The sequence below is a fragment of the Rahnella sp. NRRL B-41462 genome, from assembly GCF_003263525.1.
GTDB lineage: Bacteria > Pseudomonadota > Gammaproteobacteria > Enterobacterales > Enterobacteriaceae > Rahnella > Rahnella aceris.
This window is the reverse complement of sequence record NZ_JYDF01000059.1, coordinates 40724-66603: the sequence shown is the minus strand read 5'-3', so window position 1 is coordinate 66603 and position 25880 is coordinate 40724. Positions and strand designations below refer to the sequence as shown.

The window sequence follows — 25880 nt, the reverse complement described above, 5'->3', positions numbered from 1 at the left end:
AAACGATCGGCATTAGCCAAATGGCGTCTTTTTTGCTTTATGGCTCAGAACATACCCAAAATCATTGGGATTGCAGCTTTAATTATGAAAAGGATTAGGCAGTCGCTACAGGATTATGCGTATGATCCGCTTTGCGCATCAGCATCACCAGATACACCAGCGAGACCACTGCAATCATCACGAACAACAGACGATCGGAATAACTCTGCATTAGCATCGCGGTCATTGTCGGCCCGGCGAGGCTGCCGATGGTGTAACTCATCAGTAATGCCTGGTTCATCGCCACCAGTTCCTCTGCGTTGACTTTTTCGCAAGCCCAGGACATGGCGACCGGATACAGCGTGAAACCAGCACAACCCAGAATGAACAGCGTCGGAGCCATCGCATAACCACTGAGCATCGCAATGCAGCCAAGGATAACGGCGAAGATCTGAATGCGCAGAACCATCAGACGGCCATAACGGTCAGCCAAACGCCCTACCGGCCATTGCCCGATAATCCCGGCGCTGACCAGCAATGCCATCCAGTAACCTACATCTGCATCGCTCATTCCCTGATGCGTCAGGAACAAAGGCATCAGGCCGTATAAAGATCCCAGAACGATGCCGGAAATAATACAGCCGTTAATCCCCAGCCGTGCATTACGGCGTCTGAACATCGGCATTACCGCATGACGCGGCTGCCCGCTTTCCTGGTTCTCAATATGCGTTAATAACAATGGCAGCATTGCAATGACAATCAGCGCTGTCACCCACGGCAGTACACTTAAAATTGCCGTCGGCACCGTACCCACCAGAAGCTGCCCAACCACCGTGCCGATGTAATACATGATCATATACGCTGCCAGTAACTGGCCGCGGTTTCTGACGGTTCCGCTGCGTAGCAACGCACTTTCCACCACCACCCAGATCAATGCGCAGCCGATGCCTGCAACGAATCGCGCCGTCACCCAACTCCAGAAACTTATTGAAAGTGCCAGACCTGCGGTCGCGACAGCAAACAGGATGCAGGAAAGGTAGTAACTGCGGTTAAAACCAACACGTTTAATCAGTCCGCCCGCAAGCAAAGTACCCAGCAGATTACCGGTAAAATAAGACGAACTGACGAGTCCGACCTGCCAGGTTGGAAGTTGCTCATGACTGAGCCACAAAGGGACCAATGTGTTTAAAACGGCGATAGAAATCGTCAACAACAGAAGTCCGCACAGGAGCAGAGAAACAGGACGGGAATAGGCGGACATAGGGCGGTGATGACCACAAAGAGGAAGAAATTGCGCGCATCATGCCACCGGCGGTTTAAAAGTCAATCTGGCAAAAATTGACCTGAGCACAAAGTGGAGAAGAATGATTGAAAACACTAATCAAGCTTAATGATTAAGATGAATGACACTTTAAAGACAGGTTAATATCACCATGATAACAAACAAGTTTGCATTTCCCGCAGCCATTACATTTTGCGTCATCAACAGAAGGTTGATTCTGTTGATTAAAAAATATTGCCGTGCGCGGACAGGCAATTTCGCACATTCGGCACAAGTCATCCAGCCGTCCCAGACACTGGGACAAAATAACCGGACGCAAACCAGTATCCATTGGCACACACTGATCCAGCGCCTCTCTTTCGCAAGCCTGAGTACAGGCACCGCAAAAGTCACATTCAGCATAATCGATAGCCAGCGAAGCCTTTCCTCCCTGGATGCTTATAATGCCGACCGGGCACGCCTGTGCGCAACGTCCGCATCCATCACATTGTTGCTGAAACATCGGTTCGGCAATGGCCTGAGGCGGACGGGCAATCACGCGCGCCAGCAAGTTCGCAGAAGGCTGTGCCGCCTGTTCAATTGCCTGTTTGCCCGGTGACAGCAAGCCGCGGAATAACCCACGGCGGCTGACCGTTCTGCTGCTCATCCAGGCACGATAGTATCTGGCGTCGCGGGAATCGCTCATCAGAAATACAGATCCACGACGGGCGCTTCCAGACTACGTTGTTGTTTCCAGCCCTGTAGTGTGGATTCTGCCAGTACGGCCACTCCGAGATAAAACGGGTGTTCTGCTTTCTGACGGAGTAATTCGAAATAGCGTCCGGCCCACGGCAATAAATGCTCTGTCAGAAATTCATCCAGCAAAGAAGGTGAATTCTCGGCTAACCATGCAGACATCATCAGCAGCAAACCGATGTGATCTTCCGGCTCTGCCTGCTCCAGATGGGGTTCAATACCGTTTTCACGCATCCACTGGCGCAATGCCAGCGTTGAATCGCCAAACAGCACTGATTCTTTGTCCAGATACACCGAGCCCCAAGGTGGCGCGGGTAACGAATAAGGGCCGATAAAAAGACGCTGATACGCGTCATCCAGACTTTCAGACGCGGCCGTAATCTGGCTGAATGTTTCTCCCGCCTGAGTTTTAGCCTCGTCACTCGCACATGGCCATGACTCGGTCCAGACGCTGCTTTCAAGTAACGTAATTAAGATGCTAACTTCAGGAGAGCTCGGCGGATAAAACAGCATCGCGCCTAATACTTTACCGGTTAAACTAATTGATTCTGCTGACATAATTAACTCATTTTGCAGAGGCACATCCTTACTGGCGACGTGCCTCCTGATAAACCTGACTACCTGAAATTAGCCGCCCACTGCCATTCCCACTGTCATATGCAGACCGTAGAAAATCGCCCGACCAATCAGTTCTCCGGCAAACACCAGCACAAAGGCCAGTATCATTGAGGCCAGTGCAGGTCGTTTACGCAGTATAAGCGGACAGAACCAGCAGCCCAGTCCAAGAACAACCAGCACCAGCCGCCACACCGACAACACACCGTATTGTGGGATAAGCGCTGACGCAGCCTGAACGGAACTGCTGATGCCTGCCAGACTGGCGCTTTGCATAACAACAACAGCCATACTCACGACCAGTGACACAAAGCTGATGACCGGCAGCAGACGTAGCGCACAACCATTAATATTAGCACCACGCAGCAGCAGGTAGCCCAGAACCGGTCCGCCAATCAGTACCGTCAGGCCAAAATGAAACGCGGTATACGCATTGTCCCAGGTTGGCACAGTATTGATTGCATACACACGACACATCGCGAAGACGAATCCAACACCTGCCAGCATGGTCACGATTAACCAGATTTTAGCGAGCACGCGTGGCATCTTGTTGATCATCGCCAGCAGCCAGTAAATCCCGCCCAGCGCAAAGAAGAGCGAGCCGCTGCCAATTTCGTTGCTCAGCGGCGACGCGCCCAGCCGGTTAAGCGAATTGAATGCCCGCAGCGGTGACCCCAGATGCAGAACCGAGGCGATGAAAGCGATCGCCATCAACACCCACAAAAAGAACATCGAGAGATGGATCTGGCGGTATTCTTCCCTACTGCGCTGAGTCAGCAACGCAATGGCAAGCACAATAAATGCGCCAACGACACATTGCCCCAGAACCGTAAAGACCATCAAAGGCCATTCATGCCATCCGTTTCCCATCTCAAACCTCCTTCGGGTTAGCCAGATAACCCGTGGTATCGCCTACAGGACGGCAATTCGCATTGGGTTTAATGACGATATTTGGGTGAGTGAAATGTGAAGCCGGCAACGGTGCCACTTCAGCCAGTTCACCGTATTTCGCACGCAGTTCTTCGATTGGCGCCATATCCAACGCACGCAGCGGGCAGGATTCAACACAAATCGGTTTTTTACCTTCAGCAATGCGTTCGTAGCATCCGTCACATTTGGTCATGTGACCTTTGGCTTCATTGTATTGCGGCGCGCCATACGGACACGCCATATGGCAATAACGACAGCCAATACAGATATCTTCGTTTACGACCACAAAACCGTCTTCACGCTTATGCATCGCGCCACTCGGACAGACCTTGGTGCAGGCGGGATCCGCACAATGGTTACAGGAAATTGACAAATAATAGGCGAAGACATTCTGATGCCAGCCATCTCCGTCTTTTTGCCAGTCGCCGCCAGCATATTCATAGATACGGCGGAAACTCACGTCCGGGGTTAAATTTTTGAAGTCCTTGCATGCCAGTTCACAGGTTTTGCACCCTGTGCAGCGGCTTGAGTCAATATAAAAACCATATTGAGTTGTCATGATTTACTCCGTTAAACCTTAGCCACTTGCACAAGGTTGGTATGAGAGGGGTTACCTTTCGCCAGCGGTGAAGGTCTTTGAGAAGTCAGTACATTAATGCTGCCCGCACGGTCGATTTTTTTGCTGTCAGGGGAATACCAGGCACCTTCGCCAAGTGCGACAACGCCCGGCATCATGCGCGGTGTCACTTTGGCGGCTATATGCACTTCCCCGCGATCGTTAAAGATGCGGATCATGTCGCCGTTGGTGATACCACGCTGTGCGGCATCCATCGGATTGATCCACATTTCCTGGCGACAGGCTGCTTTCAGTACATCAACATTGCCGTAAGTGGAGTGGGTACGCGCTTTGTAGTGGAAACCCGTCATCTGTAACGGATATTTACTGGCCAGCGGGTCGTCATAGTTTTCGAAACCGGCGGCATACACCGGTAATGGATCAATAACGTCCTCTTTAGAGAGTTCCCATTCAGCCGCAATCTTGGCCAGTTCAGCAGAGTAAATTTCGATTTTACCGGACGGCGTACTCAGCGGATTGGCCGCAGGATTTTCACGGAATGCTTTGTAAGCCACATGATGCTGGTCGGGGTCACGTTTTTTGAATATGCCCTGTTTGCGGAAGGTCTCGAAATCTGGCAGTTCTGGCAGCGCTTCACGTGACTGCTGATACAGATGACGCAACCATTCTTCCTGCGTACGGCCTTCGGTGAACTGCTGCTCTACCCCCATGCGGCGGGAAAGCTCGCTGGTCATTTCATAGATGTTCTTGCACTGGAAACGTGGCGTAATCGCCTGATCGGCAAAAATCACATAATCCATGTTGCCGCACGAGGCATCGAGACAGAAATCCATCTGCTCAGAGGCCGTGCAGTCTGGCAGGATAATATCTGCGTATTTTGCTGACGAGGTCATGTGGTTATCAATCACCACAATCATTTCACACTGTTTGTCATCCTGCAGAATGTCATGGGTGCGGTTAATATCTGAATGCTGATTGATCAAACAGTTACCAGCGTAGTTCCAGATAAACTTAATGGGCACATCAAGTTTATCCTTGCCGCGCACGCCATCTTTCATGGCGGTCATCTGCGGGCCACGCACAATCGCATCCGTCCACAGGAACATAGAAATACTGGTCTGAACCGGATTTTCCAGCGTCGGCATACGTACAAACGGGATCTCGTAGGAACCTTCGCGGGCACCGGAATTGCCACCGTTAACGCCCACGTTGCCAGTAAGGATCGCCAGCATCGCAATTGCACGGGTTGCAATTTCTCCGTTAGCGTGACGCTGCGGGCCCCAACCCTGCGTGATAAATGCTGGTTTTGCCTGTCCGATTTCACGTCCCAGCTTGACGATTTTATCCACGGAGATGCCCGTGATTTTTGCCGCCCATTCAGGCGTTTTCGCTACACCGTCTGGCCCTTTGCCGAGAATATAAGCCTTGTAATGCGCATTCTCAGGCACACCCGCCGGTAAGGTCTTTTCGTCATACCCGACGCAATACTTATCGAGGAATGGCTGATCAACCAGATTTTCAGTGATCATGACGTGCGCCAGCGCCGCTGCCAGCGCGCCATCAGTACCCGGACGGATCGGCACCCATTCGTCTTCGCGTCCGGCACCGGTATCGGTATAGCGCGGATCCACAATGATCATACGGGCGTTCGAACGCTGGCGAGCCTGTTCGAGGTAATATGTCACCCCGCCACCGCTCATACGGGTTTCACCCGGGTTATTGCCGAACAGCACCACCAGTTTGCTGTTTTCGATATCAGACGGGCTGTTGCCGTCCGCCCAGCCGCCATAGGTATAATTAAGACCCGCTGCAATTTGCGCTGAACTGTAGTCGCCATAATGATTCAGATAACCACCGCAGCAGTTCATCAGACGAGCGATCAGTGTCTTGCCTGGCGGCCATGAACGCGTCATCGTGCCACCCAGCGTACCTGTGCCGTAATTCAGATAAATCGCTTCATTGCCATAGCGATGAATAATGTCTTTAAGGCTGCCCGCCAGGGTGTCAAAGGCTTCGTCCCAGCTGATAGGCTTGAATTTCCCTTCACCACGTTTGCCCACGCGTTTCATCGGATACTTCAGACGGTCCGGGTTATAAACACGACGACGCATTGAGCGCCCGCGCAGACAGGCACGAACCTGATGCAGTCCTTCATAATTGTCATTACCGGTATTGTCGGTCTCGACATAGCGGATCTCGTTATCAACGACGTGCATTCGCAACGGACAGCGGCTGCCGCAGTTAACAGTACAGGCACTCCAGACGATTTTCTCATCTGTAGATTTGGCCGGGGCCTGTAGCTTTTCCGCACGTATTGATTTGAACGGCAACGATATGCCGCCAACTGCGGCTGCTATACCGGCGAGTGTGGTTCCCTTAACCAGGTCACGGCGGCTGATCCCACCGCCTGAATCGGTTTTATTACTGTTTGAATCTGACATTGCTTACTCCGTAACGCCCTTATCTGAAGGACGAAAATTTAACAACCCTGTCATCGGGCCCTGGCTCGTGGCTCGTGGCTTCTTTAGACTTTTTCTATTTGAATCAAATTTGTATGCTGAGGATTACCCTTCGCTAACGGTGAGGGGCGTTGGGTTGTCAGCGTGTTCATACAGGCACCATGGTCAATACGGTCACCACCCATATTGGCCTGATGCCATGCGCCCTGCCCCATAGCCACAACGCCGGGTATGATGCGCGGGGTGACTTTTGCCGCTACACGCACTTCACCGCGGTCATTAAAGACTTTCACTTTGTCACCGTTTTCAATGCCACGGGTTTTGGCATCGATCGGGTTAATCCAGACTTCCTGCCGGCAGGACGCCTGCAAAACATCGATATTGCCGTATGTGGAATGGGTGCGGGCTTTGTAGTGGAAGCCGAACATCTGCAACGGAAACTGGCTACGTTTCGGATCGTCCCAGCCTTCAAAGGTTGAGGCATATACCGGCAGCGGACTAATGGTTTCATCTTTTTTCAGCTCCCATTCGCCGGCAATTTTCGCCAGAGCAGAGGAGTAAATTTCGATTTTACCGGAAGGTGTTTTCAGCGGATTGGCCTGGGGATCCTGACGGAATTTTTTATAAGCCACAAAATGCCCGGCAGGATCCTTACGCTTATATATCCCCATTAGCCGTAGTTCTTCATAAGCAGGCAATGCCGAGTCTTTCGCCAGCATTTTGGCATACAGATATTGCAACCACTCCCGCTGGGTACGGCCTTCGGTGAACTTGTTATAAACATCCGGGCCAAGACGACGCGCGACTTCGCTCATCATCTCGTAGATGCCTTTACGTTCGAACTTAGCGGACGTTGCGGGCTGGATGAAAATCAGATACCCCATATTTCCGGCGTAGTCATTTGGAATAATATCTTCCTGCTCGACGGTCATAAGGTCAGGCAGCAGGATGTCGGCGTACTTCGCCGAGGAGGTCATGAAGTTTTCCAGCACGACGATCATCTCGCACTGCGTGTCATCCTGCAGAATATCGTGGGTTTTATTGATGTCGGAATGCTGGTTGGTGATGGTATTACCGGCATAGTTCCAGATGAATTTGATCGGCACATCCAGTTTGTCTTTGCCGCGCACGCCATCTTTCGTGGCAGTCATCTGCGGGCCACGGGCAATGGCATCAGTCCAGCTAAAACAGGAAATCTGTGTTTTGACCGGATTTTCCAGCACGGGCATGCGTTCAATGGTGATGGTATAAGTGGATTCACGTGCGCCACTATTGCCGCCATTAATGCCAACATTGCCGGTTAAAATCGGCAACATAGCGATGGCTCGGGACATCAGTTCACCGTTGGCCTGACGCTGTGGACCCCAGCCCTGAGAGATATAGGCGGGTTTTGCCTGACCGATTTCGCGGGCCAGTTTGACAATACGATTGGCCGGAATACCGGTAATGCGGGACGCCCATTCAGGTGTCTTTGCCGTCGCATCTTCGCCCAGGCCGAGAATATAGGCTTTGTAATGACTGTTGGCCGGTGCATCCGCAGGCAGGGTTTTTTCGTCGTAGCCCACACAATACGAATCAAGGAAGGGTTGGTCGACCATGTTCTCAGTGATCAGCACATGCGCAAGGCCAGCCACCAGTGCGGCATCCGTCCCCGGACGGATAGGGATCCACTCGTCTTCCCGACCTGCAGCAGTATCCGTATAACGCGGGTCGATCACGATCATACGGGCATTGGAACGCTGGCGTGCCTGTTCGAGGTAATAGGTGATGCCGCCGCCACTCATGCGCGTTTCAGCCGGATTGTTACCGAACAGGACGACCAGCTTGCTGTTTTCAATATCTGACGTACTGTTGCCCTCGTTACTGCCATACGTGTATGGCATGGCGCAGGCGATTTGCGCGGTACTGTAAGTGCCGTAATGACTGAGAAAACCGCCATAGCAGTTCATCAGGCGGGCAACCAGCGAAGCGTAAGGAGAAGAACGGGTGATGTTGCCGCCTACAATGCCGGACGTGTAATTGATATATACCGCTTCATTGCCGTATTTCGCGACAATACGCTTCAGGTTATTGGCAATTTCATCGAACGCCTCTTCCCAGCTAATGCGTTTAAACTTACCTTCACCGCGCTTGCCGACGCGCTTCATCGGATAATTCAGGCGCTCCGGATGATTCATGCGGCGGCGGATAGAACGCCCGCGCAGGCAGGCGCGCACCTGATGATCACCGTAAATATCCTGCCCGGTATTGTCTGTTTCGACCCAGTACACCTCATCATCACGTACATGCAAACGTAACGCACAACGGCTACCGCAGTTGACTGAACAGGCGCCCCACACCACTTTATCTTCGGAGACTAAATGCTTCGCCTCACCCACTCCCTGGGCCAGTGCTTTACGGCTAAAAGGAAGGGATACGCCATCCGCAGCAACGGCCAGCCCTGCCAGCGTTGATGTTTTGATCAGTGTCCGGCGGCTGATACCACTTTTTAGCGTGGTGATTTCTGATTTGATTTCCGACATTTTTCGCTCCGGTAATGAGGCAATACCCACTCAAACAGCATGGATACTACTTATTAGGGGGTACGAAACCTTGTCTGCTATCAAAAAAGGCGGGGTTGAAGAGAAAGAAATACGGAATTCGTAACGTAACGCATGATTTCATGCATAAAAAAAAGCGCCCTAAGGCGCTTTTCGCTATGTTAGTGCAGATATAACGGGATCAACCGATATATTCTAAACCGCCCATGTACGGACGTAATACTTCCGGCACTTCGATACGGCCATCAGCTTGTTGGTAGTTTTCCAGCACGGCGACCAGTGTACGGCCTACAGCCAAACCAGAACCATTCAGGGTATGAACCAGACGTGGTTTTTTATCGGTTTTGTTGCGGCAACGCGCCTGCATACGACGGGCCTGGAAATCACCCATGTTGGAGCATGAGGAGATTTCACGGTATGTATCCTGCGCTGGCAACCAAACTTCCAGATCGTAGGTTTTGCAAGAGCCAAAGCCCATATCGCCGGTACACAACAAAACTTTGCGGTATGGCAAATTCAGCAGTTGAAGCACCTTTTCTGCATGGCCGGTCAGTTCTTCCAGTGCGTCCATTGAATCTTCAGGACGAACAATTTGCACCATCTCAACTTTGTCGAACTGGTGCATGCGGATCAGGCCACGGGTATCACGACCATACGAACCGGCTTCTGAACGGAAACATGGCGTATGCGCTGTCATCTTCAGTGGCAGAGATTCTTCTTCAAGAATTTCATCACGGGTCAGGTTGGTCAGCGGCACTTCCGCCGTCGGGATCAGCGCATAGTTACTGCTGCCCGCCTCTTCATCCAGGGGTTTGGTATGGAACAGGTCTTCGCCAAACTTAGGCAACTGACCGGTACCGTACAACGTTTCCTGATTGACCAGATAGGGAACATAGGTTTCCAGATAACCGTGTTGCTCTGTGTGCAGATCGAGCATGAACTGCGACAGCGCGCGATGCATACGGGCGATTTGCCCTTTCATCACGACAAAACGCGCACCCGTCAGTTTAACGGCAGCGGCAAAATCCAGGCCGCCAGCCATTTCGCCCAGCGATACGTGATCGCGCACGGTGAAATCGTACTGACGCGGCGTGCCCCAGCGGCTCACTTCCTGGTTATCGTTCTCATCTTTACCGGCAGGCACGGAGTCATCAGGCATGTTTGGAATAGCAGAAGCGATATCGCGGATGTCATTTTGCAATGCATCCAGTTCAGCTTTCGCTGCATCCAGCTTCTCACCCAGCGCATTCACTTCCAGACGCAGGGGTTCGATGTCTTCGCCACGGGCTTTTGCCTGACCGATAGATTTCGATCGGGAGTTACGTTCAGCCTGTAGAGTTTCCGTTTCTACCTGCAAGACTTTGCGGCGTTCTTCCTGAGAACGCAGCGTTTCCACATCGAGTTTAAAACCTCTGCGAGCGAGTTTTTCTGCAACTGCGTCTAGCTCATTACGCAGCAGATTGGGATCCAGCATGCTAATCCTGTACGTGTCGTTATTGAATGTTAATTTGATGATGCACGCTGTCTGAAATGGCAGCGTGTCAAAGAGTTATCACGGTAACCTTACCGCAACGATAAAATTAGCGGTAGCGTTTTGTCGGGCTATTTTGATCTTGTTCGGCAAGCCATGCCAACTTTTCGCCGATCTTGCCTTCAAGCCCGCGTGATGTCGGGTAATAATACTGCGTACGGGCCATTTCAGGCGGGAAATAATCCTCTCCCGCCGCATATGCATTCGGTTCGTCATGCGCATAACTATACTCAGCACCAAGCCCCATTTCTTTCATCAGTTTGGTCGGCGCATTACGCAAATGTTCCGGCACATCAAAATCTGCCATTTCGCGTGCATCACGCATGGCAGATTTGAATGCGGTGTATACAGCATTACTTTTCGGTGCACAGGCCAGATACACAATCGCCTGGGCAATCGCACGCTCACCTTCAGCCGGGCCAACACGGGTAAAACAATCCCAGGCAGCGAGCGCCACCTGCATGCCCCGTGGATCGGCATTCCCGACATCTTCTGAAGCAATCGCCAACAAACGTCGCGCGACATACAACGGATCACCACCGGCGGTGATGATTCGGGCATACCAGTAAAGTGCCGCATCAGGCGAAGAACCCCGCACTGATTTATGCAATGCAGAGATTAAATCGTAAAAACGATCGCCTTTATTGTCGAAGCGCGCACTGCGTTCACCGGCAATCTCAGTGAGTAATTCCGGCGTGAGTGTCCTGTAACCATTGGCGTCGATTTCCGCCATATCGGCCATCATTTCAATACTGTTCAGCGCCCGGCGCGCGTCGCCATTCACCAGCTCCGAAAGCATCCGGCGGGTTTCCGGCGGAACACGGATTTTCTCATTGGCGTAACCGCGCTCAGAATTACTCAGTGCCTGATCAATCACTTTCTCGATATCTTCAGCCGTCAGTGATTTAAGTAAATACACACGAGCGCGAGACAGCAATGCGGAATTGAGTTCGAAAGAAGGGTTTTCGGTGGTCGCACCAATAAATGTAATGGTGCCATCTTCAATGTGCGGCAGGAAAGCGTCCTGCTGACTTTTGTTAAATCGATGGACTTCATCAACGAACAAAATGGTACGACGCCCGGCATCGCGATTCTGCCGGGCTCGCTCAATCGCTTCCCGAATATCTTTAACACCGGATGTGACCGCAGATATACGCTCAACATCGGCGTTTGCATACCGGCCAATCAGTTCTGCCAGCGTCGTTTTCCCGGTACCCGGCGGCCCCCACAAAATCATCGAATGCAATTGCCCTGCTTCAATGGCCCGCGGCAGAGGTTTGCCCGGCGCTAACAGATGCTGCTGTCCGATATATTCTGCAAGGGTGACTGGCCGCATTCTGGCGGCCAGTGGCTGGAATTCATTTTGGGAAAAATCGAGTGACAGATTACTCAAACTAACCTCACTGACGCTGGTCGTCCACCGTCACACCCTGCGGAGGAGTAAATTTAAACTTGGCATCATCAACAGACGCATTTTGCTCACCTTTCAGGGTATAAGCACTTTTCTGCCCGTCCTGTTCAACGGCAGTGAAGCTTTTGATAGTGCCTGAAGGGGTCACATTGATCGCAAATTGTTTCAGATTACCGGTCGCAGCTTTCGGCGTTAATTCAAAGTCATCGCCTTTCTGTTTCACGTTATATTTTGCCCAGTCACTGCTATCATTACGCGTGATCAGCATGAACGGCGTGTTGCCGGTGGCATTTTTAAGCCAGGTTGCCGTGACTTGTTCAACGAACGGGTTATAGAACCATAGGGTTTTACCGTCGGAAACTAAAATGCTCTCATCCGGCGTAGTCATATGCCAGTTAAACAGGTTTGGACGTTTCACCCACAACTGACCTTCGCCCTGCTGAACGGCTGCACCATCATCGCTGGTTACCGTCTGCGTGAAGCTGGCATGGAAAGTATTGAGCTTACCCAGACGAGATTTGAGATCACTGCTGGCATCCGCTAAAACGGAAGCAGAGGTAAATGCGGTCAGTAAACACCCTACCATTAACAATTTTTTCATTCTTATACTTACCTCAGAAATCCATAAACTTCAGACGATGCCTTTTACACAGGCAAAAGACGTATGGTGCGAACTCTATCCGAGGCAGCGCCCCGGCGGTAGCTCATTCATCTGAAAAACAATAGTTTTACGCATCTTTGCACAAGGGTCGCATTCGCGACCCTTCTTAACAAATGCAGGCAAACCGGCTGGGTTTACTCGTGTGACGGTGGTGCCAACACTTCGCGGTTACCGTTATGACCCGGCGTACTGACAATGCCCTGCGCTTCCATTTGCTCAACAATGCGCGCCGCACGGTTGTAACCGATACGGAACTGACGCTGAACACCCGAAATCGACGCACGGCGTTTATCGACTACGAACGCAACCGCCTGATCAAACAGCGCATCGAGCTCTTCATCACCGTCCAGCCCTAAACCGCCACCCTCACCATCTTCACCACCGGAAACAATGCTTTCGATGTATTTTGGACGACCGCGCGCTTTCCAGTCCTGAACCACCGCATGCACTTCCTGATCGCGGACAAAAGCACCGTGAACACGCACCGGAATCGAGGAGTTTGGTGCCATATACAGCATGTCCCCCATCCCCAGCAGTGATTCTGCGCCACCCTGATCCAGAATGGTGCGGGAGTCAATTTTACTCGAAACTGTAAAGGCAATTCGGGTCGGAATGTTGGCTTTAATCAGACCGGTAATAACATCGACAGAAGGACGCTGAGTCGCCAGAACCAGGTGAATACCTGCCGCACGGGCTTTCTGGGCCAGGCGCGCAATCAGCTCTTCAACTTTTTTACCCACGGTCATCATCAGGTCGGCAAACTCATCGACCAGCACCACGATAAACGGTTCTTTCTGCAGATACGGCGGCTCAGCAGCCATGCCATCGCCCGGCTTCCAGAACGGATCAGGAATGGGACGTCCCATCGCCTCCGCTTCCAGAACACGTTCATTGTAACCGGCAAGGTTACGCACACCCAGCGCCGACATCAGTTTATAGCGACGTTCCATTTCACCGACACACCAGCGCAGCGCATTGGCTGCATCTTTCATGTCAGTAACGACTTCGGTCAGCAGATGTGGAATACCTTCATACACCGACAATTCGAGCATTTTCGGGTCGATCATAATGAAGCGCACATCTTCAGGTTTAGACTTGTACAGCATACTCAGGATCATGGCGTTAACGCCGACGGACTTACCGGAACCGGTCGTACCGGCCACCAGCAAGTGAGGCATTTTCGCCAGATCGGCGATAACCGGCTCACCTGAAATATCTTTACCCAGCACAATTGTCAGCGGCGACGTACTTTCTTTAAATTTCGCACAGTCCAGCACTTCGCGCAGATATACCGTCTGGCGCTTCTTGTTTGGTAATTCCAGGCCGACATACGGTTTGCCCGGGATCACTTCCACAACACGCACCGCAACCGCAGACAATGAACGGGCAAGGTCACGCGAAAGGTTAGAAATACGTGCAGCTTTCACGCCCGGCGCCAGATCCAGTTCGAAACGGGTAATTACCGGCCCCGGCAATTTCCCCACGACATCGGCTTTAATGCGGTAATCATTCAGACGCGCTTCGATCAGATTTCCCATCTGTTCCAGCGCGAACTCATCCACAGGCTCAGCTTCAGCCGGCGGTGAGGTCAGCAAATCCAGTGATGGCAGCGGTGTGGTCGGTTTCACCAGCGGCTGTTCATTACGCATAAGGAACGGATGGATCAGGCTATCCATATCAGGCTGCGCCGATGGCGAAGACTGTCGTGGAGCCTCATATTCCTGCGCATGCTGTACGGGCTCAGAAGACGTAGCGCGCTGATAAGGTTGTTGTGCAAACGTTGCAGCCTGCGGTTCTTCTTCCGCTTGTGCCGGCAATGTAAACAGCGGTTCAGAAGGCGTATCGTCCACCAGGTCAGCCATTGGTGAGAAGCTGAACGCATCATGCTGGCTGAGTTTCATGGCTGCAGCGGCAAAATCATCAGCAACAGCCGGTAATTCAGTCTGCTGATTTTGTGAATGGTGATGCTGTACCACGCCACTTAGCGGTTCGACATCCTGCTGATAGCGGGCCTGCTCACGCGCAGCAAACGCATTGCGCAATTCGGCTTCCTGCAAGGCAGTTTCTTCATCAGGTTCATTTTCAGTGACCGCATCGCCATAGCGCTCTTGTTGCTGAGCGGCAAACGCCTGCTGCAATGCTGCTTCCTGTAGCGCTTCTACGTCTGCCTGGATCTGTGGATCGCTATGCGTCGCAGACTGTGCCTGTTCCTGCTGTTCTGCCATACGCTGAGAAGGCAGCTTGATGCCATACGAGGCCAGCTCACGGCGTGTAGGTATACGCACCGGATTAGGACGCGGCAACTCAGGGCCAAAGCCTTTTTTCACCTGTGGATTTTCATCGCTCACAGCACTGAAGGCTGGCATAAAGGTGTTACCAGCGGAAGATGCCGTGGACTGCCCTGCCTGTGCAAGGCCGGTCGCCAGTGCTGCGGTGGCCGCCACGCTGGCCGCCTGAGCGGCATCAGGCACTGCTGAACTGAAATCAAACGGAGAACGGGAATGCTCCACGGCAGTTTGCCAGTTGCCCAGACTCGGACCATCTTCCTCTCTGCGCTCAACTGGCGCTGGTGAAGGCGATTGCTGAACGGGCTGCGGATGGCGCGGCACTGGTGTTTCTTCCGGGATCTCGAAATTGTATAACGGCGGAATGGCCGTTGCCGGTGCTGGCTGCGGTGAAATATTAGCAACCGGCGGCTCAGCCGCATAAGGATCCGCTGCCTGTACCGGTTCAGCAACAGCCGCGCTCGCAGCAGGTGCGGTAGCCTCAGAAGATGCCTGCGCCACAGGTTCATTCACCGAAGGCGCAGAGAACAGCACGTCATCTTCATCAGCTTCGGAAGCGGCGGCAGTTGCAGGAGCCGCTGCAGCAGCGACGGCCGGCGCGACTTTAGCAGCCGGTTTTGCGTCATCGTCTTCCAGTAGCGGAGCGTCCTCCTCGTCGTAATCATAATCATCGTCACGACGGGACCGGTTGGTCACGATATTTGTTACACCCAGCACGGCACCACCGATCTTTTCGGCGATCGTCAACCAGGACCAGCCGGTAAATAAGGTCAGGCCAGCAGCCCAGACGCATAACAGCACCAGAGTCGCCCCCACATTATTAAAGTAAGGTGTCATCGCGGTACTGAGCAAACTGCCGATTACACCGCCGGAAGCGAAGTAATACAGGTCATCAACGTTGACGGCTGCAAGACCACAAGACGTGACAATGAGCGCCAGCGTGCCAATAAGGCGCAGCGAAAGGGCAAAATAATCGACGAAATCCTGTTTATCCCGCTGACGGAAAGCCGCCCAGCAGAGACACAGAATAATAGGTGGAATAGCGTAACCAAATACGCCAAAGATGAAGAACAGCGTGTCGGCCATCCATGCACCTACACCACCGCCCCAGTTATGAATTGGCCCATGCCAGGCTGTCTGAGACCAGCTTGGATCAGAGGGGTTAAAACTCACCAATGCCGCCATTAAATAAGCAGCAAAAATCGCTACCACAACCAGCAAAGCCTCCAGAAGACGGCGGCCATTGCTCAGTTTTTTCAGGGTAACTTCTTTATCTTCTGTATATTCCTGGCTCAAGAAAGGCTCTCCAGGTTCCTGTGAACTGAGAAAAAGCAACAGCGCCGAGACTCCCCGGCGCCATAGCTGTATAGATACACAGGAGTGTAGCTAAAATGACAAGGTTTTGCACCAGAACAATTACCGGGTCTTAATGACCAGGCGATTTGTCTGTTTCACTTCTTCCATCACCACGTAGGTGCGGGTGTCGTTAACACCTGGCAGACGAAGTAAAGTCTCACCTAACAGCTTACGGTAAGCAGACATATCAGGTACGCGGGTTTTCAACAGGTAGTCGAAGTCCCCTGAAACCAGATGACACTCCTGAATATCTTCGAGTTTTTGTACTGCCGCATTGAACTGTTCAAACACATCCGGGGCGCCGCGATTGAGGGTAATCTCAACAAATACCAGCAACGATGCGTCCAGATAATGCGGGTTGAGCAATGCAGTATAACCATTGATGAAGCCCTGACGTTCAAGACGACGAACGCGCTCCAGACATGGAGTTGGAGATAATCCCACACGTTTGGAAAGCTCGACGTTTGAAATCCGGCCATCCTTTTGCAATTCGTTGAGGATGTTACGGTCAATACGGTCGAGATCTTTTCCCGGACGTTTTTTGTTGTCTACCATTATTATTGTCTCTCTGCTGTCCTTCCCTGCACCTGCCATACCCCAGCCAACTTCAATGTCTAAGGGTTGTCCCAAGCGAAGACCCGATGATTAAGGTTTACGCATCCAAAAGCCGCGTTGATCCCCTGTCAAAAGGAACACGGCCATAAAACGGATACTCAAAAGAAATAACCTTGTGAAATTAATAGATTGAAAACCACCAACCTGATTCACTAAACCCTGCTGCGACATAAAAACCAAAAAGCAATACCAGGACGGGTCCGTAGCAGCCAATTGCATAAATTCAAGTCACAGACAGGCAGTTAATTTCTTCTTCCCCTGATGTTTTCGCAAATGCACAGCGGATTGTCAAAGTAAAAGAAGCAAAATCAGAAGAACGTGCCAGATTGAAAAGCGGACGCCCCCTTTTTAGCTGTCTTTTATCTATGAACAATAACAACGCATCTCACCCATTATTTCGGCCAAATCCCTACAAACAATCCTGAATTGTGGCTAAATTAACGCGTTCTGATGAACAACGTTCACAACGATCGGTCGCCGGAATGCTGGTTTTTCATCCTATCCATCAAACAGTTATCTGCCTCATCAATATTGGCGAAATCCTTTTTACGCGGGTTAAGCAGTAAAAACTATCAGACAAATCGTTAACAACATCTGAGTTTACTTTTTTTACTGCGCCGTTTTCCCTACAATCGGTTTATCGCTTGTCGCCATCGCGGAGATGAATTACGCATGAGTACGGTTAAACACAGTAAGTTATTGATTTTGGGTTCCGGTCCGGCGGGTTATACCGCAGCGGTTTATGCTGCGCGTGCAAACCTCAATCCGGTATTAATTACCGGTGTGGAAAAAGGCGGTCAGCTGACCACCACTACCGAAGTGGAAAACTGGCCAGGCGATCCGGAGGGTCTGACCGGTCCGGGCTTAATGGAACGTATGCATGAGCATGCCACCAAATTTAATACTGAGATCATTTTCGACCACATCAACAAAGTCGATTTGCAGAACCGTCCGTTCCGCCTGACCGGTGACAGCGGTGAATACACCTGTGACGCGCTGATCATCGCAACCGGCGCTTCAGCACGTTATATCGGTCTGCCTTCTGAAGAAGCTTTTAAAGGTCGCGGCGTGTCAGCCTGCGCAACCTGTGATGGCTTCTTCTATCGCAACCAGAAAGTCGCGGTTGTCGGCGGTGGCAACACCGCTGTTGAAGAAGCTCTTTATCTGGCCAATATTGCCTCTGAAGTGCATCTGATTCACCGTCGTGACAACTTCCGTGCAGAAAAAATTCTGGTGGATCGTCTGAATGACAAAGTGGCCAGCGGCAATATCGTTCTGCATACCCATAAGACCCTGAATGAAGTGGTCGGCGATCAGATGGGTGTGACAGGCGCGAGCCTGCTCGACGTGCGCACTGATGAGAAATCGCAAGTGGATGTGGCGGGCGTGTTCATTGCTATCGGCCACAGCCCGAATACCGGCATTTTTGAAGGCCAGCTGGAACTGAAAGATGGCTACATCAAAGTGCAGTCCGGCTCTCATGGCAACGCCACCCAGACCAGTATTCCGGGCGTCTTCGCAGCGGGCGATGTTATGGATCATATCTACCGTCAGGCGATCACTTCTGCCGGAACCGGTTGTATGGCCGCACTGGATGCAGAACGCTATCTGGACGGTTTATCTCAAGCCCCGGATTTATAATTACGCCTGCGGCTAGTTATCGGACCAAGAGTCCATACAAAGAGTAACGAATAAGGCGGCTTAATTGCCGCCTTATTGTTTTCAGTGTTGAGCCAAGCATGTAACATGAGCGCCCTCCCATCCGGATTGCTGCACAGACTGATGCCTGATGAATAAAACACGACAACAAGAACTTATCCGCTGGTTAAAACAACAAAGCTCACGCGCCAAAGGCTGGATCCGTCTGTCTATGATGCTGGGTTTACTTTCCGGTTTGCTGATCCTCGCGCAAGCCTGGCTGATGGCCGGATTACTGCACAGCCTGATCATTGACCACACACCGCGTGATGCCCTGCTGCAAAGTTTCCTGTTAATGGCGCTGACGTTTGTTCTGCGCGCTGTGGTCACCTGGCTGCGTGAACAGGTGGGCTTTATTTGCGGACGTGTTATCCGTCAGGAAATGCGCAAGCTGGTGCTGGATCGTCTCGAGAAGCTGGGACCTGCCTGGATCCAGGGAAAACCGGCTGGCAGTTGGGCCAGCATTATTCTTGAACAAATCGAAGATATGCAGGATTACTATTCCCGTTATCTGCCGCAGATCGCTCTCGCAGGTATTATTCCCCTCCTCATTCTGGTCAGTATTTTCCCGATTAACTGGGCCGCCGGGCTTATTTTGCTGGTGACAGCGCCGCTGATCCCGCTGTTTATGGCACTGGTCGGTATGGGGGCCGCTGATGCGAACCGTCGTAACTTTGTCGCGCTGGCGCGTCTGAGTGGGAATTTTCTCGACAGCCTGCGCGGTCTTGATACGCTTCGCCTTTTCCATCGCGGCACAGCGGAAATCGACCAGATTAAGCGTTCAACTGAAAACTTCCGCGCCCGCACGATGGACGTTCTGCGTCTGGCCTTTTTATCTTCCGCTGTACTCGAATTCTTCGCCTCTATTTCTATCGCCGTTGTCGCGGTTTACTTCGGCTTCTCCTATCTCGGTGAACTCAATTTTGGCAGTTACGGCACGCCTGTGACCTTGTTCGCTGGCTTTCTGGTACTGATACTTGCCCCTGAGTTTTTCCAGCCTCTGCGTGATCTGGGCGCGTTTTACCACGCCAAAGCGCAAGCCATCGGCGCAGCAGAAAGTTTAGTCACGTTTCTGAGCGCAGAAAGTGCCGATATGGGTGACGGCGAGCAACCCTGGCCAGCCGGGCAGACAGTGGCACTGGCAGCCCGCGACGTCATTATTCAGTCACCGCAAGGCAAAACGCTGGCCGGTCCGTTAACGTTTAGCATTCAGACCGGACAACGTATCGCGATTGTCGGCCTGAGCGGCGCGGGGAAAAGCTCCCTGCTCAACGCCCTGCTGGGCTTCCTGCCTTACCAGGGTTCCCTTACTGCCAGCGGTATTGAACTGAAATCATTGCGTAGTGACGAATGGCGTAAACAGCTGAGCTGGGTGGGCCAGAACCCGTATCTGCCCGAACTTACCCTGCGCGCCAACATTCTGCTTAATCAGCCGGAGGTCAGTGACGAACAGCTTCAGTCCGCCATTGAACGTGCGTATGTGAATGAATTTCTACCCTTGTTACCGCTGGGGCTGGAAACTGAACTGGGTGACAGTGCTGCGCGGTTATCTATCGGACAGGCGCAACGCGTCGCCGTTGCCCGCGCCCTGCTCTCACCATGCAGTTTGTTACTGCTCGATGAGCCGACCGCCAGCCTGGATGCGCACAGCGAAAAACGTGTGATGAGCGCGCTGAGCGAAGCCTCTAAAGCACAGACTTCACTGCTTGTAACGCATCAACTGGAAGATACCCGTGACTATGACGAAATCTGGGTGATGGAGAAAGGCCTGATCGCTGAGCGTGGCACCTTCGCGCAACTGGTGACTCAGAACGGTTTATTCGCCAGTCTGCTTTCCCGGCGGAATAAGGAGCTTTAATGATGAAAACCCTTCTGCCTTATCTTACTCTGTACCGCCGCCACGGGTTCCGTCTGTCACTGGGTGTTATTCTGGCCATCGTCACCTTACTGGCGAGCATCGGCCTGCTGACGCTCTCTGGCTGGTTCCTGGCAGCCTCGGCAGTGGCCGGTGTCGCCGGTTTATACAGCTTCAACTATATGCTGCCCGCAGCCGGTGTGCGCGGTGCTGCGATATTTCGTACCGCAGGCCGCTATGCTGAACGTCTGGTCAGCCACGACGCGACCTTCCGTGTGCTGGCGCATTTGCGGGTGTTTACATTCACAAAAATTCTGCCGCTGTCACCGGGGGGAATTGCACATTTCCGTCAGGCTGACCTGCTTAACCGCCTGGTCGCCGATGTCGATACGCTCGATCACTTATATCTGCGGGTCATTTCTCCGCTGGTGAGTGCGCTGGTGGTGATCATTCTGGTGACCTTCGGCCTGAGCTTCCTCGACGTGAAACTGGCGCTGACGCTGGGCGCGATTATGCTGGTGCTGATGCTGCTCCTGCCGGTGATTTTCTACCGCGCGGGAAAACCTGCCGGACGTGAACTGACGGCGCTGCGCAGTAACTACCGGATGCAACTGACATCGTGGTTACAGGGGCAGTCTGAACTGGTGGTTTTCGGCGCTCAGTCGCGGTTCCGCCAGCAACTCAATGATATCGAACAGCGTTGGATGTTGCGCCAGCAGCAGCAGGCAAAACTCACGGGCCTGTCTCAGGCAATGGTGATCGCGGCGGCCGGTCTGACCGTCACACTGATGCTATGGCTGGCTGCCGGTGGTATCAACCAGTTCCCGCAACCGGGCGCACTGATCGCACTGTTTGTCTTCACCCCGCTGGCGGCATTCGAAGCGCTGGGACCTGTAGCCGCCGCATTCCAGCATCTCGGGCAGGTTATCGCCTCAGCTCAGCGCGTCAGCCAGATCATCGACCAGCCCGCAGATGTGACCTTCCCGTCTCAGGGCCCGCTGGCCGGTGAACGGGTTAGTCTGTCGCTGAAAAATGTGAATTTCACCTATCCGGGGCAACCTTTGCCGGTGCTGAAAAATATCAATCTGGATGTCCGTGCCGGTGAGCACATCGCCCTGCTTGGTCAGACCGGTTGTGGCAAATCCACCCTGCTGCAACTGCTGACTCGCGCCTGGGATATCAGCAACGGTACGTTGGAAATCAACGGTCATCCGGTTGCTGATTATGATGAAGCGACACTGCGCAAAATGATCACCGTCGTCAGCCAGCGTGCGCACGTCTTTAACACCACGCTGCGCGAAAACCTGCGCATGGCATCGCCGCAGAGCACCGACGAACAAATCGCCGATGCTCTGAAACAAGTTGATTTACATGTCCTGCTGGAAAACGAAGGCCTGAATGCCTGGCTCGGTGAAGGCGGACGTCAGCTTTCCGGCGGCGAACAGCGTCGTATCGGGCTGGCGCGAGCTTTGTTACATGACGCGCCACTGTGGTTGCTGGATGAACCCACGGAAGGGCTGGATGCAGAAACGGAACAACACATTTTGGCACTGCTGCACAAGCATTGTCAGAATAAGACGCTACTCTTAGTGACGCACCGTTTGCACGGTCTGGAAGCCCTCGACAGGATATGTGTTATGGAAGAGGGGCAGATTGTGGAACAAGGCGATCACCAGACGTTAGCCGCGGCACAAAGTCGTTATGCAAGGTTCCTTGCCCGCGCCTGACGGGGTTGTTTGTGGTTTTACGGCGGACGTGTCCGCCGGATAAGGAGATCTATGCGGTTAGTTAAGCTTGAGGCCAATTCATTGAATTTCCCGGAACCTGAAACCGCATTGCAGGAGCCGAATGGCCTGCTGGCTATCGGGGGCGATCTTACCGCTCCCCGCCTGCTTTCCGCGTACCAGCATGGCATTTTCCCCTGGTTCGAGCCGGGGGAAATGATCCTCTGGTGGTCACCTGACCCCCGCGCAATTTTGGTCCCGGGAGAACGCCACGCCAGCCGCAGTCTGAAACGTTTTATGCGCAAGATGCCGTTTCGTTTCACCCTCAACCAGCAATTTGAGCAGGTGATCCATGCGTGCGCCATGCAGCGTGAAGATGGCACCTGGATCGGGCCGCTGGTGCAGCGTGGTTATCAGGAATTGCATGAAGCCGGACGCGCGCACTCGGTTGAAGTCTGGGAAGGTGAAGAACTGGTTGGCGGTTTGTACGGCGTTTCTGTCGGCGGATTATTTTGCGGTGAGTCGATGTTCAGCCGGCGGGAGAATGCCTCTAAGTGCGCGCTTATGCTTTTTTGCCAACATTTTTCCCGCAATGGAGGAGAACTGATTGACTGTCAGGTGCTCAACCCTCACACTGCGTCGCTGGGTGCGAGAGAGATCCCCCGCCGCCAATTTTTGCAGCAGTTATCCGCACTTTCGCAACGCGCGTTAGCACCGGATTGCTGGTTGCCACAAGACTTATCCCCACATGATGAAGACCTGCCGGTGTTCCCGAAGGATAGGGAATAGGTGCGGTCATGGACCATACTTCTTTACATAATGTGGGTTTTTCGGCATTATCTTGCCGGTTAAAAACTATGGTAGTTAGACCTAGAGGATTCGATGGCCAAAGAAGACAACATTGAAATGCAAGGCACCGTACTTGATACGCTGCCAAACACTATGTTCCGTGTAGAATTAGAAAACGGACACGTAGTTACCGCTCACATCTCCGGTAAAATGCGTAAGAACTACATCCGCATCCTGACGGGCGACAAAGTCACTGTAGAGCTGACCCCGTACGACCTGAGCAAAGGCCGCATTGTCTTCCGTAGCCGTTAATAAGCGGCTCACTCATCGCTGATTTTCCGGCGATACCTGAGGATACCCTTTTCGCCCTTCCTGCTGTTGCAAGGGCGTTTTGTGGTATCCGCAATCCGGCGTTTTGTTCCATTATCCTTTCTGAAATCCCTCACTAATTACTGCAATTAAATAAAGAATTTCAGAAAGAAAAAAGGCGATGTTTTCACATCGCCTTTTGTTTTTTCATGCTTTATGAAAAATTAATGCACCGCACCTTCCGGTTTTTTCTTCTGCGCACTCATAAAGTGATAAGTGAGCTTGTCAGCCGCCTTATCCAGTGCCACAGAGACGGAACCGCCATCCACCAGTGAACCAAACAGCAGCTCGTTAGCGAGTGGTTTTTTCAGGTTTTCCTGAACGGTACGGGTCATCGGACGCGCACCCATCGCACGGTCATAGCCTTTCACTGTCAGCCAGTCGCGAGCCTCGTCGCTGACTTCCAGAGAAACGCCTTTCGCATCCAGTTGCGCCTGCAGTTCGACGATAAACTTGTCGACAACCTGCTGGATAACTTCCGTAGACAAATGGTTGAACCAGATAACGTTGTCCAGACGGTTACGGAATTCCGGCGTAAAGGTCCGTTTGATCTCTTCCATCGCATCCGGGCTGTTATCCTGATGCACCAGACCAATCGATTTACGTTCCGTTTCACGCACACCGGCGTTAGTGGTCATCACCAAAATCACGTTACGGAAATCTGCTTTGCGACCGTTGTTATCGGTCAGCGTACCGTTGTCCATTACCTGCAGCAGCAGGTTGAAGACATCCGGATGCGCCTTCTCTATTTCATCAAGCAGCACGACGGCGTGCGGATGTTTAATCACCGCATCCGTCAGCAAACCGCCCTGATCAAAACCGACATATCCCGGAGGCGCACCGATCAGACGGCTGACCGTATGACGTTCCATGTATTCGGACATATCAAAACGCAGCAGTTCGATATCCATCGCTTTCGCCAACTGAACCGTCACTTCGGTTTTCCCCACCCCGGTTGGACCGGCGAACAGGAACGAACCGACAGGCTTGTGATCCTGACCCAGACCGGCGCGGCTCATCTTGATCGCTTCGGTCAGTGCTTCAATGGCCGGATCTTGTCCGAAGACCAGCATTTTCAGGCGGTCACCCAGACTTTTCAGGACATCACGGTCTGTCGCAGACACAGTTTTTTCCGGAATACGGGCAATACGCGCTACGACACTTTCGATATCGCTGACATTCACGGTTTTCTTGCGTTTACTGACCGGCATTAACCGGCTACGTGCGCCCGCTTCGTCAATCACGTCGATGGCTTTGTCCGGCAGATGACGGTCATTAATGTATTTGACCGACAGCTCGACCGCCGCACGCACCGCTTTTGCGGTGTAGCGCACATCGTGATGCGCTTCGTACTTGGTTTTCAGGCCGTTAATAATCTGGACGGTTTCTTCAACGCTTGGCTCAGTAATATCAATTTTCTGGAAACGCCGTGCCAGAGCGCGATCTTTCTCAAAGATATTGCTGAATTCCTGATAGGTCGTCGAACCGATCACGCGGATTTTGCCGCTCGACAGCAACGGTTTGATGAGGTTCGCCGCATCCACCTGACCACCTGACGCCGCACCGGCACCGATAATCGTGTGGATTTCATCAATAAACAGAATGCTGTTTTTATCCTGCTCCAGCTGTTTCAGCAGAGATTTGAAACGTTTCTCGAAATCACCGCGGTATTTGGTACCCGCCAGCAACGAACCAATATCCAGAGAATACAGGGTGCAATCCGCCATTACTTCCGGCACATCGCCCTGCTCGATTCGCCATGCCAACCCTTCGGCAATGGCCGTTTTACCTACGCCGGATTCGCCCACCAGCAGCGGGTTGTTTTTACGGCGACGGCAGAGCACCTGAATGGCGCGCTCCAGTTCTTTGTCACGGCCAATCAGCGGATCGATACCACCTACGCGCGCTAACTGGTTAAGATTAGTGGTGAAGTTCTCCATACGATCTTCCCCCGCCGACTGTTCTTCGTTAACTGGGTTTTCCGCATTGTTTTGCGCCTGGCTACACGATTCATCTTTACGGGTGCCGTGCGAGATAAAGTTCACCACATCAAGGCGGCTGACATCATGTTTACGCAGTAAGTAGGCAGCCTGAGATTCCTGTTCGCTGAAAATCGCGACCAGAACGTTGGCGCCGGACACTTCACTGCGGCCAGAAGATTGCACGTGGAATACCGCACGTTGCAGAACGCGCTGGAAACTCAGCGTAGGCTGGGTGTCACGTTCCTCTTCACTGGCAGGTAAGGTGGGTGTGGTTTGCTCGATGAAGGCTTCCAGTTCCTGGCGCAGGGCCACTAAATCAACTGTACAAGCTTCGAGCGCTTCACGGGCAGCAGGGTTGCTGAGCAACGCCAGCAACAGGTGCTCCACGGTCATAAACTCATGCCGGTGCTCACGGGCTCTTGCGAAAGCCATGTTGAGACTGAGTTCAAGTTCTTGATTGAGCATAGGCACCTCCCAAATAGATTGC

At 52.5% G+C, this 25880-nt stretch carries 18 protein-coding genes; 5 read left to right on the top strand and 13 right to left on the bottom strand.

From position 1 onward, the window contains the following. Nucleotides 1–94 precede the first annotated feature (94 nt). From UC14_RS15540 to lrp, 12 genes are all read right to left on the bottom strand, one after another. A complete protein-coding gene (locus tag UC14_RS15540) occupies nt 95–1240 on the bottom strand; it encodes an MFS transporter (protein ID WP_013574786.1) in 1146 nt (381 codons plus the stop codon). A gap of 133 nt (nt 1241–1373) precedes the next feature. Then, complete coding sequence (gene napF / locus UC14_RS15535; RefSeq protein ID WP_013574785.1) at nt 1374–1946, bottom strand: ferredoxin-type protein NapF; 573 nt, start codon at nt 1944–1946, stop codon at nt 1374–1376. Continuing rightward, entirely contained in the window at nt 1946–2554 is a 609-nt protein-coding gene (gene dmsD / locus UC14_RS15530; protein WP_013574784.1) for a Tat proofreading chaperone DmsD, read from the bottom strand. The genes napF and dmsD overlap by 1 nt, the downstream gene beginning before the upstream one ends. Nucleotides 2555–2623: 69 nt before the next feature. After that, complete coding sequence (locus UC14_RS15525) at nt 2624–3481, bottom strand: dimethyl sulfoxide reductase anchor subunit family protein (protein WP_013574783.1); 858 nt, start codon at nt 3479–3481, stop codon at nt 2624–2626. A 1-nt stretch (nt 3482) separates the two neighbouring features. Then, nucleotides 3483–4100, bottom strand: coding sequence for a DMSO/selenate family reductase complex B subunit (locus UC14_RS15520; protein WP_013574782.1), 618 nt, complete (start codon nt 4098–4100; stop codon nt 3483–3485). An 11-nt stretch (nt 4101–4111) separates the two neighbouring features. Beyond that, a complete protein-coding gene (gene dmsA / locus UC14_RS15515; protein ID WP_112198016.1) occupies nt 4112–6559 on the bottom strand; it encodes a dimethylsulfoxide reductase subunit A in 2448 nt (815 codons plus the stop codon). A gap of 83 nt (nt 6560–6642) precedes the next feature. Continuing rightward, on the bottom strand, nt 6643–9099 hold the full coding sequence (ynfE, locus tag UC14_RS15510) for a selenate/tellurate reductase subunit YnfE (RefSeq protein WP_112198015.1): 2457 nt from the start codon (nt 9097–9099) through the stop codon (nt 6643–6645). A gap of 199 nt (nt 9100–9298) precedes the next feature. Beyond that, nucleotides 9299–10591, bottom strand: coding sequence for a serine--tRNA ligase (serS, locus tag UC14_RS15505; protein ID WP_112198014.1), 1293 nt, complete (start codon nt 10589–10591; stop codon nt 9299–9301). 106 nt (nt 10592–10697) lie between these two features. After that, nucleotides 10698–12041 (bottom strand): replication-associated recombination protein A, encoded by a 1344-nt coding sequence (locus UC14_RS15500; RefSeq protein WP_112198013.1) that lies wholly within the window; start codon nt 12039–12041, stop codon nt 10698–10700. A 7-nt stretch (nt 12042–12048) separates the two neighbouring features. After that, nucleotides 12049–12660 (bottom strand): outer membrane lipoprotein chaperone LolA, encoded by a 612-nt coding sequence (lolA, locus tag UC14_RS15495; RefSeq protein ID WP_013574777.1) that lies wholly within the window; start codon nt 12658–12660, stop codon nt 12049–12051. Nucleotides 12661–12854: 194 nt separating this feature from the next. After that, entirely contained in the window at nt 12855–16301 is a 3447-nt protein-coding gene (locus tag UC14_RS15490) for a DNA translocase FtsK 4TM domain-containing protein (RefSeq protein WP_112198012.1), read from the bottom strand. Between the two features lie 120 nt (nt 16302–16421). After that, nucleotides 16422–16916 (bottom strand): leucine-responsive transcriptional regulator Lrp, encoded by a 495-nt coding sequence (gene lrp, locus UC14_RS15485; protein ID WP_013574775.1) that lies wholly within the window; start codon nt 16914–16916, stop codon nt 16422–16424. Nucleotides 16917–17648: 732 nt separating this feature from the next. Here lrp and trxB point away from each other — a divergent pair. The 5 genes from trxB to infA all read left to right on the top strand — a co-directional run bounded on the left by trxB (nt 17649) and on the right by infA (nt 23354). Further along, on the top strand, nt 17649–18617 hold the full coding sequence (gene trxB, locus UC14_RS15480; protein WP_015689578.1) for a thioredoxin-disulfide reductase: 969 nt from the start codon (nt 17649–17651) through the stop codon (nt 18615–18617). Between the two features lie 148 nt (nt 18618–18765). Beyond that, complete coding sequence (gene cydD, locus UC14_RS15475) at nt 18766–20532, top strand: cysteine/glutathione ABC transporter permease/ATP-binding protein CydD (RefSeq protein WP_013574773.1); 1767 nt, start codon at nt 18766–18768, stop codon at nt 20530–20532. 2 nt (nt 20533–20534) lie between these two features. Continuing rightward, nucleotides 20535–22256 carry a cysteine/glutathione ABC transporter ATP-binding protein/permease CydC gene (gene cydC / locus UC14_RS15470; protein WP_112198018.1) on the top strand — a complete coding sequence of 574 codons (1722 nt, stop codon included), beginning with the start codon at nt 20535–20537 and terminating at the stop codon, nt 22254–22256. A 51-nt stretch (nt 22257–22307) separates the two neighbouring features. Next, nucleotides 22308–23042 carry a leucyl/phenylalanyl-tRNA--protein transferase gene (aat, locus tag UC14_RS15465; RefSeq protein ID WP_015689576.1) on the top strand — a complete coding sequence of 245 codons (735 nt, stop codon included), beginning with the start codon at nt 22308–22310 and terminating at the stop codon, nt 23040–23042. A 93-nt stretch (nt 23043–23135) separates the two neighbouring features. Then, a complete protein-coding gene (infA, locus tag UC14_RS15460) occupies nt 23136–23354 on the top strand; it encodes a translation initiation factor IF-1 (RefSeq protein ID WP_002211347.1) in 219 nt (72 codons plus the stop codon). Between the two features lie 221 nt (nt 23355–23575). Here the strand turns inward: infA and clpA are convergent, their stop codons facing one another. After that, nucleotides 23576–25858: an ATP-dependent Clp protease ATP-binding subunit ClpA gene (gene clpA / locus UC14_RS15455; RefSeq protein ID WP_112198011.1), complete on the bottom strand. Its 2283-nt coding sequence runs from the start codon at nt 25856–25858 to the stop codon at nt 23576–23578. Between the last annotated feature and the right edge of the window lie 22 nt (nt 25859–25880).

Coding starts and splice junctions, on each gene's coding strand:
- UC14_RS15540 (WP_013574786.1), bottom strand. CDS start 1,240: ATGTCCGCCTATTCCCGTCCTGTTTCTCTGCTCCTGTGCGGACTTCTG.
- napF (WP_013574785.1), bottom strand. CDS start 1,946: ATGAGCGATTCCCGCGACGCCAGATACTATCGTGCCTGGATGAGCAGC.
- dmsD (WP_013574784.1), bottom strand. CDS start 2,554: ATGTCAGCAGAATCAATTAGTTTAACCGGTAAAGTATTAGGCGCGATG.
- UC14_RS15525 (WP_013574783.1), bottom strand. CDS start 3,481: ATGGGAAACGGATGGCATGAATGGCCTTTGATGGTCTTTACGGTTCTG.
- UC14_RS15520 (WP_013574782.1), bottom strand. CDS start 4,100: ATGACAACTCAATATGGTTTTTATATTGACTCAAGCCGCTGCACAGGG.
- dmsA (WP_112198016.1), bottom strand. CDS start 6,559: ATGTCAGATTCAAACAGTAATAAAACCGATTCAGGCGGTGGGATCAGC.
- ynfE (WP_112198015.1), bottom strand. CDS start 9,099: ATGTCGGAAATCAAATCAGAAATCACCACGCTAAAAAGTGGTATCAGC.
- serS (WP_112198014.1), bottom strand. CDS start 10,591: ATGCTGGATCCCAATCTGCTGCGTAATGAGCTAGACGCAGTTGCAGAA.
- lolA (WP_013574777.1), bottom strand. CDS start 12,660: ATGAAAAAATTGTTAATGGTAGGGTGTTTACTGACCGCATTTACCTCT.
- lrp (WP_013574775.1), bottom strand. CDS start 16,916: ATGGTAGACAACAAAAAACGTCCGGGAAAAGATCTCGACCGTATTGAC.
- trxB (WP_015689578.1), top strand. CDS start 17,649: ATGAGTACGGTTAAACACAGTAAGTTATTGATTTTGGGTTCCGGTCCG.
- cydD (WP_013574773.1), top strand. CDS start 18,766: ATGAATAAAACACGACAACAAGAACTTATCCGCTGGTTAAAACAACAA.
- cydC (WP_112198018.1), top strand. CDS start 20,535: ATGAAAACCCTTCTGCCTTATCTTACTCTGTACCGCCGCCACGGGTTC.
- aat (WP_015689576.1), top strand. CDS start 22,308: ATGCGGTTAGTTAAGCTTGAGGCCAATTCATTGAATTTCCCGGAACCT.
- infA (WP_002211347.1), top strand. CDS start 23,136: ATGGCCAAAGAAGACAACATTGAAATGCAAGGCACCGTACTTGATACG.
- clpA (WP_112198011.1), bottom strand. CDS start 25,858: ATGCTCAATCAAGAACTTGAACTCAGTCTCAACATGGCTTTCGCAAGA.